Source organism: Natrialba chahannaoensis JCM 10990, assembly GCF_000337135.1.
In the GTDB taxonomy this organism is placed as follows: Archaea; Halobacteriota; Halobacteria; order Halobacteriales; family Natrialbaceae; genus Natrialba; species Natrialba chahannaoensis.
On record NZ_AOIN01000056.1, the window covers coordinates 66,001 to 79,908 of the forward strand.

The window sequence follows — 13,908 nt, forward strand, 5'->3', positions numbered from 1 at the left end:
GTCACACTCACACTATCCGGGGTTCGTCGCAGCTGACGGCTGCTCCGGCCGCTTGCCGCGTGCAGTCGTCTCGAGTGCCTGTACGATTACGTTCGTCACGTCAACCCGCTCTGTGAGCAAGCGCTCGCGTCGCGCCGCCCACGGCTCGTCGTCGCGCTCGACGATCGACGCTGCCTTCTCGAGTGCTCGTCCGTGTCGATCCTCGTCGTTGAACTCGAAGAGGAGGCCGTATTCCGCGTCCAGTTCGGCCGTGTAACCGAGCGAGAGCGAGTTTACGTAGACCGAGGGCGTGCCGAGCACGGCAGCCTCGGCCGCGGTCGTCGCCCCCTCGCCGACGACGATATCCGCGAAGGCGAGCAGGTCGTGCATCAGCTCGGGCGGCGTCTCGAGTTGGTACTCGGCTAGGTCGTCAGGTGGCTCGCCCTCTGCCGTCAGAAGGACCGTCGCGCCCGCATCCTCGAGTCGGGTGACGACCTCGCGCGGGTCGTCGAAACCGCCGTGGCCCACGTCGTGGGACGCGTCCCAGCTACTGAGTCGGACGACGGCGATGGTCTCGTCGCGCTCGACGCCGGCTAACTCGAGTACGGCTGGATCGGGTTCGAACCGGTCGGGGTGGAGATAGGCCAGTTCGTGGTAGCCGGGATAGGTGACCTGCTTTGCGCCGATTTCCTCGCGATAGCACGCCGGCGTGCAGATCACGTCGGCGAACGGGTACCCCAGTTTCGTGATGAGCGTCGCGTGTTCGGTGTCGTAGAAGACGACGCTTTTCGCTCGAAGCGCCGTTGCGACGTGTGCTGCGGCGACACCGCCGATCGCGGTGATCACGTCGGGGTTGATCGCCCGTGCGCGACGGAGGAGCTTCGCCTCGTAGGTCGCCTGGACTGCCGCGAGCGAGGCGAGCGAGTCCGCGTCGCCGGCCAGTACTTCGTGGTCGATGTCGTAGCCCTCGAGCAAGGCGACCGCGACGCTGCTCTCGCGGGCGAAGACGTGGACCTCGTGGCCGCGGCACTCGAGTTCCCCGATCGCGTTCCGGAAGAAGTGGACGTGGCCGGGGTGCTGGATCGTGACGATGATGCGCATTATGTGACCTCCGTGTTGTCTGCGGTGGTCGCTGGCGTCGGTACTGGTTCGGCGACGTTCTCGCTCGCCGCTGGCGATCGGTCGTCCATCATCTCCGTCCGCAGCCCCATTCCCATCCCAACGCCGATCGCGTCCCCCCGTCCCGTCATACGCGTCGATAGGTGAAGCCGGCATCCGCGGCCTCGTCTTCGTCGATCGCACCGGCGACGTCGACCAGCGCGGGATCGTCAGCGAGTTCGCTGCCGATTGCCTCCAGGTCCATCTCGGTGAACTCGTCGTGAGGTGTCGCGAGCACGATCGCGTCGAAGCCCTCGAACGAGAGCTGTTCCTGAACGTCGAGATTGAACGTCTCTCGGGCCGCCTCGTGGTTCGCGATCGGATCGAAGCCCTCGAGGTGGATGTCGTACTCGTTCAGGGTGTCGATGACGTTCGAGACCTTCGAACTGCGCAGGTCTCCGACGCCGGGCTTGTAGGAAAGCCCGAGGACGAGTACGCGGCTGTCCCGGAGCGTCTTGTGACACGTGTTGAGCGCCTTGATCGTCAGGTCGGCGACGTGGGCCGGCATCGACTCGTTGACCTTCCGTCCCATCTGCATCAGTTCCGGCTCGAAGCCCTCCTGTGCGGAGCGGTAGGAGAGGAAGTACGGATCGACCGGGATGCAGTGTCCGCCGACGAGGCCAGGCTGGTAGTCGTGGAAGTTCCACTTCGTCCCAGCCGCTTCGAGCACCTCCTGCGTGTCGACGTTCATGTGCTCGAGCGCAACGGAGAGCTCGTTGACGAACGCGATGTTCAGATCGCGCTGAGTGTTCTCGACGACCTTCGATGCCTCGGCGACTTCGATCGAGGGCGCGCGGTGGACACCCGCGTCGACGACGGAGCCGTAGAGCTCCGCCACGTCGTCGAGAACAGCCTCAGTCTGGCCGCTGACAACCTTGACGACATCCGAGAGGCCGTGTTCCTCGTCGCCCGGGGTTGCACGCTCGGGCGAATACCCCACGAAGAAGTCCTCGCCGGCGGTCATCCCGGCGGTCTCCTCGAGTGCCGGGATGAGCACCTCGCGGGTCGAGCCCGGATAGACGGTGGACTCGAGTACGACCGTCGTACCGGCGCTCATCTTCGAACCGACAGTCTGGCCGGCGCTTTCGACGTAGCTCAGGTCCGGCCGGTCGTCGTCCTGGATTGGTGTCGGGACAGCGATGACGACGTACTCGGCGTCGCTGATCGCGCTCGCGTTCGTGGTGTAGGAGATGTCGTCGTTCTGGACGGCCTCGTCTGTGAGGTCGCCGGTCGTATCCTCGCCGTCTTTGAGCTGTTCGACGGTCGACTCGTCGACGTCGTAGCCGATAACCTGGTAGTCCGACTGTGCGAAGCCAACCGCGAGTGGGAGGCCGACGTAACCGAGGCCGACGACGCAGATGGTCGCCTCTCGGGTGTGGTGGTCTTCGTCGACGTGCTCGAGCGTGGTTGCCTCCGAGCTGCGGTGCTCGAGTACCTGGTGGCCGTGCAGTCGGTCGTCCGATCGGTTCTCGGTGTCGCTGATTGTCGGTGTCATGGGTGTCCTGTCTGGGTTCGTCTCCGGCGCACCCGGTGTGTGCCGGCGATCTGGATTCCGATTCGAATTCGGATCGGTTGTGAGTGGGTTCCGTTCGATTTCGGTCGGGCCCGTGTCGTTCGTCCCCGAGACACGGATTCGTCCTCGGTCCCGCCGAAGCGAGATTGGTCTCGATCTGGACAAGCAGCGATGAGCGGTTTACTATAGCGCTGATAAACTGTTGCAGCGATCGGACGGAAACGAAATCAGGTCCAAGGGCGTCTCTCGAAGGTGGAATGGCAGGATGCTCGAATACTGGCTGTAGGCCGGCTTAGCAGTCAGCTAAATCTGCTTGTATCGACCCATAATGAAGGTGCCATACCGTGCAGTGTCGATGCGGTCGTCGTGACCGTCGTGTGATTCGGAGGCTCACTCCGACTCGGTTGGACGACCAAGCGCGCGGCGAGGTTGCGAGCGCGAACGCAGGTGCAGACGCATACGCAGACGCGATACGTTACCTTCCGCACCGTGAGCACGGGCACGAGCACGAGCACGCAGGTCCCGACACGGCCGCCACAGACACAGAACGAGCGACCACAAACACAGAATCGCGAACTCATGGCACCACTACCCAGTATTCAGATCGGCCCCGGACTGCACGCACCGGTGGCGAGCCTCGACTCCGTCACCGACCCGGTCCTGGCCGCCGCAGTCGACGTGTCCACAGTCGGAGCGACGATACCCCTACCACAGTTGGGCGAAACGGCGGGTGGATCGTCGTACTGGCTGTCGACGATCCGTGATGCGTCGATCTGGGAGGTGTCACTCATCGGAATTCTGTTCCTGATGATCACCGCACTGGTCGGCATCCGTGTCGTGCAGGCCCTCTCCGTTGACGATCTTGGAGCGCTTGCACGACACGCTGGTACCGGCACTCGGTCCGGTGGCTCCGGTTCCAGTTCCGGTTCGGCAGAGCCACAGCATCCCGCTGGCGCGCGCTCTGCACGCGCAAACGGAACCGTGAACGCGAACCCAAACCCGAACGCGGGTGCACAATCCACCACTGGAACCGCCGGTACTGATCCCAATGCTGACCAGCCACGCTCCTACGAGAACCTCGTCTCCGCTGACACACCACCAGAGCTACTCAGCGACGAAGGACGTGTCGTCCGACTGCTCGTGAAACACGGCGGCCAGATCCGGCAACACCAGATCGCCGACGAAACGGGCTGGTCGAAGTCGAAGGTCAGCCGCATCCTCTCGAGTATGTACGACGACGGCACGATCGAGAAAACATCCGTTGGTCGAGAGAACGTGATCTCGCTTCCGGACCGACCGATTGGCGAAGACACGTCGACGGCGACTGACAACTCGAGTCCAGTGCCGTAGTTGCGAAGTTTCCTTGTCCTGACGGCGCGGTTAGCTGTGGTTAGTTAAATACCCTGATTAGTGTGTGAGGGTCGTGCGAGCGCCCTCAGAACTGAAGGTTCTGATGGGTTGCACAAGAGCTTGCTCTTGTAACGCTGTATCCCCGCCCTTCTCACTCGGCTTTGCCTCGCTCCTTGAGAACGGGTGCTTAGCGCCCTATGATTCAGCTAAACAGGAATGTACTGTGTGAAACAGTGCGAACGACTCCGTTGACAGAGAACTCGTCAGTGGGCAACGACACGTAATCGTATCGGAGTGGTGGCCACCCAACAGAACCCCGAGAAGCCGACTATCGTCGGCTTCAGACTGTGTCATTCCAGTTCAGGGAAACGTCCTCGTCGTCTGTCTCACAGGGCTACCGTCTTATTCGCTCTATAGTAATGCCTGCAGGACTATTCGCTTCGGGTAGATGCTCGGATCCGCCGTTCGGGCGGGATGGGCACACCTACGCAGCTCAAAACCATGACACTGAACAGCACCGATCCACGGGCAGCTGTCTCGAGCCGAGTCACGACGGATGCGACGACTGAAGTCGCGGGCGGATTCGCGGTCACCGGCGAATCCGAACGCAGTGTCGCGTCCGAAGACGCAGCCACGATCGGCGAACACGGGCACCAGCGACGCCAACGCCATCACCATCGTCATCACCGGCGAGCCCAGTCACCTGCAGGGAGACAGGTGGGATCGCCGTGGTTGCGTGCCTGGTCACCACAGGCACACGTAATGGAGGTGAACGGCTAATGTGCGGTATCATCGCGCGAATCGGGCAGGGCGAAGCCGCAGATACGCTGCTCACCGGCCTGGAGAATCTCGAGTACCGCGGCTACGACTCCGCCGGCATCGCCGTTCAGAACGGCTCCGGCGTCAAGGTCCACAAGTGCTCGGGCGAGGTCTCCGAGCTCAAGTCCCAGCTCGATGGCCAGCCCCACGGCAACCTGGGCATCGGCCACACGCGCTGGTCGACCCACGGGCCGCCAACCGACGAGAACGCACACCCGCACACGGACACCGTCGGCGACGTCGCCGTCGTTCACAACGGCGTCATCGACAACTACGACGAACTCAAGGCCGATCTCCAGGCGAAGGGCCACGAGTTCGAGAGCGATACCGACACCGAGGTCATTCCCCACCTCATCAACGAGTACCTCGACGATGTCGACGACACCGAAATCGCCATCCGCCAGGCGGTCGACACGCTCGAAGGGAGCTACGCTATCGCCGCAATCGTCGACGGCGAGGAGCGCGTCTACGCGGCCCGAAAGGGATCGCCGCTCGTCCTCGGTCTCGACGACGAGGAATGGTTCCTCGCGAGCGACGTGCCGGCGTTCCTCGACCACACGGACGAGGTCATCTACCTCGAGGACGGCGACCTGGTCACGCTCGAGCCCGATACCTACTGGATCACGGATCTCGAAGGCCAACCGGTCGAGCGCGAGGTCGACACCGTCGACTGGGATCCGGAGGATGCCGGCAAGGGCGAGTACGACCACTACATGCTGAAGGAGATCCACAACCAGCCGACCTCGCTCTCAAACACTATCGAGGGCCGGGTCGAAGACGGCGATGTGGTGTTCGAGGACCTTCCAGCGGGCACGTTTGCAGAAATTGAAACAGTCCAGTTCGTCGCCTGTGGAACCTCCTACCACGCCGCAATGTACGGCGCACAGCTGCTCCGTAAAGCTGGCCTCCGAACCGAAGTCATTCGCGCAAGCGAGTACGAGTCAGCGGCCGGTCCCGTCGACGAAAACACCCTCGTCGTCGCTGTCACCCAGAGCGGCGAAACTGCGGACACGCTGGACGCCGTCCGCACCGCGACCGACCGCGGCGCACGCTCACTCGCCGTCACCAACGTCGTCGGTTCGACCATCTCCCGCGAGGCTGACGACGCGATTTACATCCGCGCCGGTCCCGAGGTCGGCGTCGCCGCGACCAAGACCTACTCCTCGCAGGCGGTCACCCTCACGCTGCTCACCCAGCGCATCGCCGCCGACGTTCCCGAGGCCACGCCCGCCGCGGACCGCGAAGCGATGCTCGCCGAACTGCAGCACCTCCCCGAGTACGTCGAGCAGGTACTCGAGTCCACCCGCGCAGAGACCCTCGCCGAAGAGACCCTCGACAACGATTCATACTTCTTCATCGGGAACGGCCTCGGCCACTCGGTGGCACTCGAGGGCGCGCTGAAGTTCAAGGAGATTACCTACGAGCACGCGGAGGGATTCGCGTCGGGACAGCTCAAGCACGGGCCGCTGGCGCTGGTGACTGAGGCGTCGCCGATCTTTGCAGTGGTAACGGGCGACGGTGACGAGAAGACGAAGACGAACGCGATCGAAGCGCAGTCTCGCGGCGCGCCGATCGTTGCGGTCGGTCCGGAAGAGCACGCACTCGTCGACGTGGCGGACGAGAACCTCTCAGTGCCGGCAACGCATCCGGTCTGGGCGGGGCTGCTGGCGAACGTCCAGCTTCAGCTCGTCTCCTACCACGCGGCGGAGTTGCTCGAGCGGCCGATCGACAAGCCGCGGAATCTGGCGAAGAGTGTGACCGTCGAGTAGGGCCGGTGAGTACAGCCTGTCGACCACCAGGTGCGTGTAACTGCATCGGGGGTCGACCTGCGCGGTCCACTGCAGTGCAGTCGTCTGGTTTTGAGTTGCGTCCGGGGTGACCCGGACGGTGACTCGTTTCGTGTGTTGCCTTCGAGTGTGCACCGCTACCTGCACCTGTCTGTACTGTTCCTGTAGCCGCTGCAGTCGGATATCCGAACGTCGGGCTGGTGTGGCACAGTGCCTACTGCCCACTGCTCGAGCGTACTGGATACCCCTGACGCAGTGACAATCCGACACCGAACGCATATATCGATCCGCTCTGAATCGACGCAACAGTTAAATGAGCGAACAGGGCGGCTTTCGGCTGCGTGCCGTACTCACAGTTTCCGGTGTCCTCGCCATCGCGCTCGGTGCGGTCGCTCCCTGGATTCGCCCGAATCCTGCGCTGGTCGGGCGGACCGATTCGATACCGGACGTACTGCTTCCGAAGATGAACGCGGGGCTGGAGCTGTACGGGGTGTTCCTGCTCGCTCCTGCACTCTTGCTGGCCAGTATCGCGCTGGGTGCGTCACGAGGAGATGCCCGATATCGGCGTCGGGACTGGCACTGGCACTGGTACCGATACCAGTCACTCGCTGTTCGCGCCTACGGACTCATCGGGCTCGTGCTCGCGGGCTACTACATCCGCTCGCACTCGCTCGTCGGCTTCGACGGGACGTTCGTCCCCGCGACCGGCTGGTATCTGGTCGTCGCCGGCAGCAGTGTACTCCTGCTCCGCGGCGATGGGGTTTCCAGAAACAGAAAGTCAGCTAGACGGGATCAACTGCGCTCACACGTAGACGGGGATTCGAACTCAGATTCGAGCCCGAATCCGGACTGATCCGGATCTGAAACCGACCTCGGGACGGTCACAACCACTAGCCGGCACGCACTCGAGTACCCTAGAATCGATTCGGACCCACCCGATTTACCCTGCAAGGTAACACTCCTTTATCAACAGCTACGTGGTTAGATAAGCAACACGTAGACACTCGTGTCCTCGCTTCCACCGATACTCGAATCCCTCACGATCGCAATTGCTATCGCAGCCCTTCTCTTGCTGGCCTGGCTCGGCTATCGCGAAGCGGATCGCCGGGACTGCGACGCCAGGACACGGATCGGTGCGGCGAGTGGGCTCGGCGTGCTTGGTGCGAGCGGTTTTCTCGTGCCAGTCTGGTTCGACGAGACGTTCTACGCGATGCTGTTCGGCGGATCAGGTGCGGTTCCGTACGGCGTCTCGTCGCCAACCCTGTCCGCTGCGCATCTTGCAGTCGGAATCGCGACGACGATAGGAGCGCTGGGAGTGTACTGGCAACGACGAGAGAGTCGGTGAGTTGGTCGAGAGCAGAAACACCAGGCAACAACCACGCACCATCTGGCCCCGCAGTGGTATCGCAATCAGTGTGCACGAGAGAACGGAGGTGAGCGAGAAGACGAAAGACAAAAAGACAGGAGAGAAAAGAAACAAGGAAGAGATCGTTAGTAACTGCCGGAGGGAGCAGAACCGCAACTACGCCGCTGCCCGTCCCGATCAGTCCTCCTCGAGTTCGACCGTGATCTCTTCATCGTCGTCGATCTCGATCTCGAACTCGGCGTCCTCGTAGTCGTCTGCCGAGACGACCACCGTATACTCGCCTTCCCCGACGTCCAGTTCGGCCTCGCCATCGTCGTCAGTCGTTGCCTCGGCGTCCGGACCGAAGAGCTGATTCCCGCTGTAGAGTTCGATCGTCGCATCTTCGATCTCGTCGCCGTCGTCCTCATCCTCGACGAGCGTCGTGAGGGTGTACTCGTCGTCCGCGTCGTCATCCTGGCTCTCGAGTACCAACGTCACATCCTCGTCGTCGCCGTCGATTTCGACATCCGTCTCGGCCTCCTCGTAGCCGTCCGCGCTGGCAGTGAGCGTGTACTCGCCGTCGTTGACGGTGAACTCGACCGTGCCGTCGTCAGCGGCTCGCTCCGTGGAGTTGAGGTCGCTCGTGAGTTCGACCGTTGCGTCCTCGATTTCGTCGCCATCCTCGTCTTCGATAGTGGCCGTAAGCGTGTGCTCGTCTGCATCGTCACTGCCGTTTTCGTCAGCGTCGTCTTCGTCTTCGCCGTCATCGGCACCGTTGTTCGACTCATCGCCATCAGACCCGTCGTCTGCATCGTCGGTATCATCTGGATTGCCGTCGTCATCGCCAGCATCGGTATCGCTCTCTCCACCGTCGTCACTGTCTGCTGACTCATCGTCTCCGCCGTCGGCAGCCGGGTCGTCGGCTTCCGGTTCCGGCTCGTCAGCCTCGTCTCCAAACGGGCCGAGTGCCCCGATTGACGCACCGCTCGCGGCGAGTGCGAGGCCGGCAACCAACAATACGACGCCGGCGAGCGTCAGCGTCACCTGTACACCTGTCTGGATCGATCGCGTTTCCGCGGTCTGTCGACGGCTACTGTTAGACATTGACCTATAACTGTGCCGAACGGGTATTCGGTGAACGATACGTTGTGACGTGGCTGGTCGTTCTCCCTGTGAGGGGAACCCACGGACCACGCACTGGCTGTGGCCCTGGGCGTTCGTCACGACGACGCGGGCGATACTGGAGTCGTTGCATTACGAAAACCGTTCTCGCTTTCGGCGGTTCACTATACACGTGCTAAGGTCGTTTTTCTGATACGGGTTTTCACACCCGACCTGCCCCCACCCACACATCTTCTCTCCTCATACCTAAACACGTAATCTCTCAGAACTGCTCAAAACGGCCGGAAGACAGTTCAGAGTGACTGTCCCATTTTGTAGACGATCGTCATTACTGGCTGGAGACGATGCTCGCTCATTCGCTCCCCCAACTCGAGTACACCCTGCTCGGTGCAACAGTGTCGGGTATTGGTGTGCTGTCGACTCATCGGCGGGACCCGAACAGGACGTGCCGGCAATCTGCTCGAGTCGGATGCAGCGAGTCGGACGGTCGTTTAATAGCCCCATAGTATCGGATACGCTGGTCGAAAGACCGGGTATGGGAGACTACACGCTCGCGTTCAAACCGGCGATCGGTCTCTACGGCCAGCACGATCCGAGTGCCGTGCTCTTCGAGGACGGGACGCCGGTGTTTGGAATCGAAGAAGAACGGCTCACGCGCCAGAAACACGCGCCAGAGACGTTTCCGACGAACGCGATTACCGCCTGTCTCGACTACTGTGACCTCGAACTCGCCCATCTCGATGAGATCTATCTGCCCTACGATCCGCACCTTCGCTCTCGAATCCGCTCACACTACATCAGCGACGCCCTCCGTGCACCCGGTGTGACGCGAAAACTCTCCGCACTCGAGGAGACCCTTGTCTCGGAGGTCCAGAGCAAGGTCGCGCCGACGCGCAAGATCGAGAACCGACTGGCCGAGATCGGAACGCCGGTGCCGCCGATCGAGACGCGTTCCCACCACCGCTGTCACGCTGCGAGCGCGTTCCACCCGTCGGGGTTCGACGATGCGTTGGTGATGACCATCGACGCGAAGGGTGAGTTTGACTCGACGGTAATCTGGCGGGGCCATCAAGGCGGGCTCACGCGTGTGAAAACGTACGAACACCCGAACAGTCTCGGGCTGTTCTTCGCGATTATTACGGAGTACCTCGGCTACCGGATGTTCAACGGCGAAGGGAAGGTGATGGGGCTTGCACCCTACGGAGAGGAAAACCCCGAAATCGAACGCACGCTGCGGAACTTGATCGACACCGGTGCGGAGTACGATGTCACCGAACTGACCAAGCGCTGGGGAACCGGCTACGGCGTCGAGCGCCTCGAAAAGGAGTTCGGACGAACTCAGAAGGAGAGTCCGGAGTCGTTCACCCAGTGGGAGAAGGACCTGGCCTACACGACACAGAAGCTCTTAGAGGAGATCGTCACGGACATCGTCCGAACCTACGCACCGGGCATTGGTTCGGGGAACGTCGCCCTCGCCGGTGGCGTCGCGCTCAACTGCAAACTCAACAAGGCGATCCGAGAGACCGCCGTCGTCGATGACCTGTTTATCCAGCCCGTCGCCCACGACGCAGGACTCGCACTCGGTGCGGGCTGGGTCGGCCAGCGTCCCTCGGCCGTCGAGCCGCTGACGGATGTCTACTACGGACCTGAGTACGACACAGCGGAGATCGAGTCAGAGCTCCAGACGAACAAGATCGAGTACGAGGAACCCGAGAATTTGGAACGCTATGTCGCCGAACGGCTGGCAGACGGCGCACTCGTCGGCTGGTTCCAGGGCCGGATGGAACTCGGTCCGCGCGCCCTCGGCGCGCGAAGCATCCTCGCAGATCCGCGCACTGCGGCCTCGCGTGACCGTGTCAATCGCTTCGTCAAGCACCGCGAGGAGTGGCGACCGTTCGCCCCCTCGATGCGCGAGGAGGCCGCCGCGGAATACCTCGTCGACGGCCAGCCCGCGCCGTTCATGATCAACAGCTTCGACGTCGACCCGGAGAAAGCGGACGACCTGACCGCCGTCGTCCACCCAGCGGACGAGACCACCCGCCCCCAAACGGTCCGCGAAGACCAGCACCCGCGCTACCACCGCCTGCTCACCGAGTTCGAGGCCATCACCGACGTACCAATCCTGCTCAACACCTCGTTCAACGACCACGGCGAACCGATCGTCAATACTCCCACCGAGGCGGTCAAAGACTTCTACGGCATGGGCCTCGACGTGCTGGTCCTCGAGGACTACGTACTCGAGAAGGATGCGCCGAACACACCCACTGGTCGGAGTCTCGACGTGACGAGTCGGGATAGCAGTCGGAGCACGTTCGTCGCAGCAGACGATAATCACGGAACCGGCTCGGCCGGGCGACACGCAGACGCCGGAACCGAGAACAGTAACGGCGAACCCACCGCGACGACGAGAATTCTCTCGAATATCAGCACCCGCTGAAGCGGCGGTACTGCGCTGTCACGGGCCAGATATGGGTACCGGTCGTTTATTGAAGCGACGACGACTGTGGCTTGAAGCAAGTCGATAGCCGCTCGGTAGCTCCTTGTTCTTGGCAGCTATAGTAACAACTGCAACTATTTACACACTGATCGCACAGTTGCCGTACGATCAGGTGCGCATTGACTTGCAGTGGCTACTATAGAACCAGACCGACTCGATTGAGCGAAGTGGGTACTGCACACCCACGGAAATAAGCAGGGAGGTCGGTGCGCGACGGTTCGCAGAAAAAACGACGCTTTTCGGATTCTAGTCTTAGCTATCGGAGAGTGCAATCGTCCAGTCGCCGTCGGCCTCGACGTTGAGCCAGACCGCGCCACCCGCGCTGTAGGATCGCGAACTATCGAACGTGCCGTTCTGGTGAATTAGTTGCTCCGAGCGGCCGTCCGCGCCGTAGCCGTCGACCATGAACAGGCCGTCACCGTCGTGGGTCACGTCGAGCGAGACGTTACCCTCGGTGTCGAACGGACCGACGTAGGAGGAACCCGACCCGGACACGTCGGTCGGCAGCGCCGTCAGATCGTCGCTGTGGACCTCGGGCTGGTCGAGATCGAGCGACCACGCGCCGTCGGCGTCGACTTCGAGTTGGTACGTTCCCTCCTCGACCGTGATGATCGACTCGCCGGACTGGGTCGCCGTACTCGTCGTCGGAATCACGCGGTCGTCGCCGTTCGTGTCGCCGGCCGGCACCAGTTCGACCGTCAGATCCGCATCACCGTCGTGTGAGAAGTCGGCCGTGACGATGCCCTTCTCGAGTGCGAACGACTCTGTCGTGTTCGATTCGATGCCACCGAAGGAGTGATTCTCGCCGGCCTCGAGGATGAGGCCCTGCTGGTCGCCCGACTCATCGTCTGCTTCGTCGTCGCCATCCATCGTTCCGTCGACCACGTCGGACGGCGTCACCACGTCGAGTCCGCGGTGCTCGATATGGTTGACCAGTTCGTCGAAGTCCTCGAGTGACATGCTGTTCCCGCTTGCCTCCTCGTCGTTCTCGAGTTCGACGATGCGTGGAATTCGAAGAACGACCAGCTGGTTGTACTGATCGCAGAGGTTGATCGCGCGGCGGACGCCGCCGTGGAGGTCGGGGCCCCAGATCTGGGAGAGCATATGGGTGTTCGTCGGCGGTGCACCGGTCGGCGAACCGCTGGCGAGGACTGCAGAATCGACCTCCTCCCGGAGAACGGTCTGAAGTGAGTCGTCCATCCGGTCGGCTGGGGCGTAGAAGTGTCGGGAGTCGTCCTCGAAGCCGAGGTCAGCGAGCGTATCACGAACGTTCGCGACGACCTGTCGCTGGCGGTCTTCGGGCATCTCCGGCAGCGGCGTGCTGACGCTCGGGTAGCCACAAATGTCCCAGCCGCGTTCGTGAAGCTCGTCGAGTTGGACGAGGTCCATCCGTCCGCCGGAGCCGATCTGATCCGGATCGACCGGGACTGCGCCGGCCCAGTCGCGCTCGTCGAGCCGATCGAGTGCGTGCTCGTAGTGAGAGGCGTGGCCGTTGTAGAACGAGAGGATCGCCTTGCCGTTGTCAGCTGCTTCGGTCTTGCGGAGGTCGTCTGCGACGAGTCGGGTGCCGTCCTCGGGGCCGACGGCGACGACGTTCAGTCGTCGAACGTCCGAGAGGTCCGGATCACCGTGCTTCTGGATGTAGCCGAAGTCGAGGCGGAGCCAGCCGTCGTAGTCGTCTGGCACGTGGCGGATGCTGGTCAGGTGATCACCCCGCGACGGTGCCATGTACTCGAGATGGATCTGGTCGACGGCGTCCGCTTTGACTGCCATCGAGGTGTCCCAGCCGTCGAGGTCGATACCGCGGGGGAACTCGATCCGCATCGCGGCCTGGTCGCTGTCGCTCTCGACGGCGAGTGCCTGCGAACCTGTTGGGGCGTCCGAGACCGTCTCGGTTTCGCCGGTGACGGCGACCCACTCGTCGGCGGACTCGAAGTCCGAGAGGAGTTCGCCGTGGTCGATTGCGGGCCAGCTATCGGTGCCGTTCTCGTCGCCGTTTCCACCGTCTCCGTCGCCGTTCGAATCGGAGCCACCGTTGGAGTCCGCCTCCGGCGACTCGTCACCGGAAAGTACATCGAGACAGCCCGCAACCGTTGCTGTCGACGTGACGCCGAGTGCCGCCACCAACTGTCGCCGAGAGAGTCCACGCGTCATGCTGTGATCACTTCTCGCTCGCGTTCGGGGACACTTTCTAATAGAGCCGTTAATTGTGCTGACGCGAACTGTTTCGGTTCGGTGTGTGGACGGCACTGGGAACAAGAAACAGGGCACGGGGACTGGCTGAGGGTGGCCAGACTGCAGTAGTGGTGTGTCTCCCGGCTTTAACAGGGTGCTAAGC

11 protein-coding genes are annotated in these 13,908 nt (G+C 62.5%); 6 read left to right on the forward strand and 5 right to left on the reverse strand.

Annotation, left to right across the window (positions count from 1 at the left end; genetic code table 11):
- Positions 1 to 12 precede the first annotated feature (12 nt).
- Genes C482_RS09315 through C482_RS09320 form a run of 3 tightly spaced genes read right to left on the reverse strand, consistent with a single transcriptional unit; the run spans position 13 to position 2,632 of the window.
- On the reverse strand, positions 13 to 1,080 hold the full coding sequence (locus C482_RS09315) for a DUF354 domain-containing protein (protein ID WP_006167317.1): 1,068 nt from the start codon (positions 1,078 to 1,080) through the stop codon (positions 13 to 15).
- Entirely contained in the window at positions 1,080 to 1,229 is a 150-nt protein-coding gene (locus tag C482_RS21780) for a hypothetical protein (protein WP_006167318.1), read from the reverse strand. Before C482_RS21780 ends, C482_RS09315 begins: the two co-directional genes overlap by 1 nt.
- On the reverse strand, positions 1,226 to 2,632 hold the full coding sequence (locus tag C482_RS09320) for a nucleotide sugar dehydrogenase (protein ID WP_006167319.1): 1,407 nt from the start codon (positions 2,630 to 2,632) through the stop codon (positions 1,226 to 1,228). Before C482_RS09320 ends, C482_RS21780 begins: the two co-directional genes overlap by 4 nt.
- 597 nt (positions 2,633 to 3,229) lie before the next feature.
- Here C482_RS09320 and C482_RS09325 point away from each other — a divergent pair.
- The 5 genes from C482_RS09325 to C482_RS09345 all read left to right on the forward strand — a co-directional run bounded on the left by C482_RS09325 (position 3,230) and on the right by C482_RS09345 (position 7,951).
- Positions 3,230 to 4,000: a helix-turn-helix transcriptional regulator gene (locus C482_RS09325; protein ID WP_049896616.1), complete on the forward strand. Its 771-nt coding sequence runs from the start codon at positions 3,230 to 3,232 to the stop codon at positions 3,998 to 4,000.
- 501 nt (positions 4,001 to 4,501) lie between these two features.
- Entirely contained in the window at positions 4,502 to 4,780 is a 279-nt protein-coding gene (locus tag C482_RS09330) for a hypothetical protein (RefSeq protein ID WP_152421992.1), read from the forward strand.
- Positions 4,780 to 6,588, forward strand: a complete 1,809-nt coding sequence (glmS, locus tag C482_RS09335; protein ID WP_006167323.1) for a glutamine--fructose-6-phosphate transaminase (isomerizing) — start codon at positions 4,780 to 4,782, stop codon at positions 6,586 to 6,588. The genes C482_RS09330 and glmS overlap by 1 nt, the downstream gene beginning before the upstream one ends.
- 331 nt (positions 6,589 to 6,919) lie before the next feature.
- Positions 6,920 to 7,459 carry a hypothetical protein gene (locus C482_RS09340; RefSeq protein ID WP_006167324.1) on the forward strand — a complete coding sequence of 180 codons (540 nt, stop codon included), beginning with the start codon at positions 6,920 to 6,922 and terminating at the stop codon, positions 7,457 to 7,459.
- Positions 7,460 to 7,612: 153 nt separating this feature from the next.
- On the forward strand, positions 7,613 to 7,951 hold the full coding sequence (locus C482_RS09345; protein WP_006167325.1) for a hypothetical protein: 339 nt from the start codon (positions 7,613 to 7,615) through the stop codon (positions 7,949 to 7,951).
- A gap of 198 nt (positions 7,952 to 8,149) precedes the next feature.
- Here C482_RS09345 and C482_RS09350 read toward each other — a convergent pair whose 3' ends face one another.
- Positions 8,150 to 9,055, reverse strand: coding sequence for a carboxypeptidase regulatory-like domain-containing protein (locus C482_RS09350; RefSeq protein ID WP_006167326.1), 906 nt, complete (start codon positions 9,053 to 9,055; stop codon positions 8,150 to 8,152).
- A 553-nt stretch (positions 9,056 to 9,608) separates the two neighbouring features.
- Between C482_RS09350 and C482_RS09355 the strand changes: the two genes are divergently transcribed.
- Entirely contained in the window at positions 9,609 to 11,510 is a 1,902-nt protein-coding gene (locus C482_RS09355) for a carbamoyltransferase family protein (protein WP_006167327.1), read from the forward strand.
- 312 nt (positions 11,511 to 11,822) lie between these two features.
- On the opposite strand, the gene C482_RS09360 is transcribed toward C482_RS09355, so the two are convergent.
- Entirely contained in the window at positions 11,823 to 13,724 is a 1,902-nt protein-coding gene (locus C482_RS09360; RefSeq protein ID WP_006167328.1) for a polysaccharide deacetylase family protein, read from the reverse strand.
- Positions 13,725 to 13,908: the final 184 nt, after the last annotated feature.

Bases quoted from the DNA above. Each gene is read 5' to 3' on its own strand.
- C482_RS09315 (WP_006167317.1), bottom strand. From the start codon at position 1,080: ATGCGCATCATCGTCACGATCCAGCACCCCGGCCACGTCCACTTCTTC.
- C482_RS21780 (WP_006167318.1), bottom strand. From the start codon at position 1,229: ATGACGGGACGGGGGGACGCGATCGGCGTTGGGATGGGAATGGGGCTG.
- C482_RS09320 (WP_006167319.1), bottom strand. From the start codon at position 2,632: ATGACACCGACAATCAGCGACACCGAGAACCGATCGGACGACCGACTG.
- C482_RS09325 (WP_049896616.1), top strand. From the start codon at position 3,230: ATGGCACCACTACCCAGTATTCAGATCGGCCCCGGACTGCACGCACCG.
- C482_RS09330 (WP_152421992.1), top strand. From the start codon at position 4,502: ATGACACTGAACAGCACCGATCCACGGGCAGCTGTCTCGAGCCGAGTC.
- glmS (WP_006167323.1), top strand. From the start codon at position 4,780: ATGTGCGGTATCATCGCGCGAATCGGGCAGGGCGAAGCCGCAGATACG.
- C482_RS09340 (WP_006167324.1), top strand. From the start codon at position 6,920: ATGAGCGAACAGGGCGGCTTTCGGCTGCGTGCCGTACTCACAGTTTCC.
- C482_RS09350 (WP_006167326.1), bottom strand. From the start codon at position 9,055: ATGTCTAACAGTAGCCGTCGACAGACCGCGGAAACGCGATCGATCCAG.
- C482_RS09355 (WP_006167327.1), top strand. From the start codon at position 9,609: ATGGGAGACTACACGCTCGCGTTCAAACCGGCGATCGGTCTCTACGGC.
- C482_RS09360 (WP_006167328.1), bottom strand. From the start codon at position 13,724: ATGACGCGTGGACTCTCTCGGCGACAGTTGGTGGCGGCACTCGGCGTC.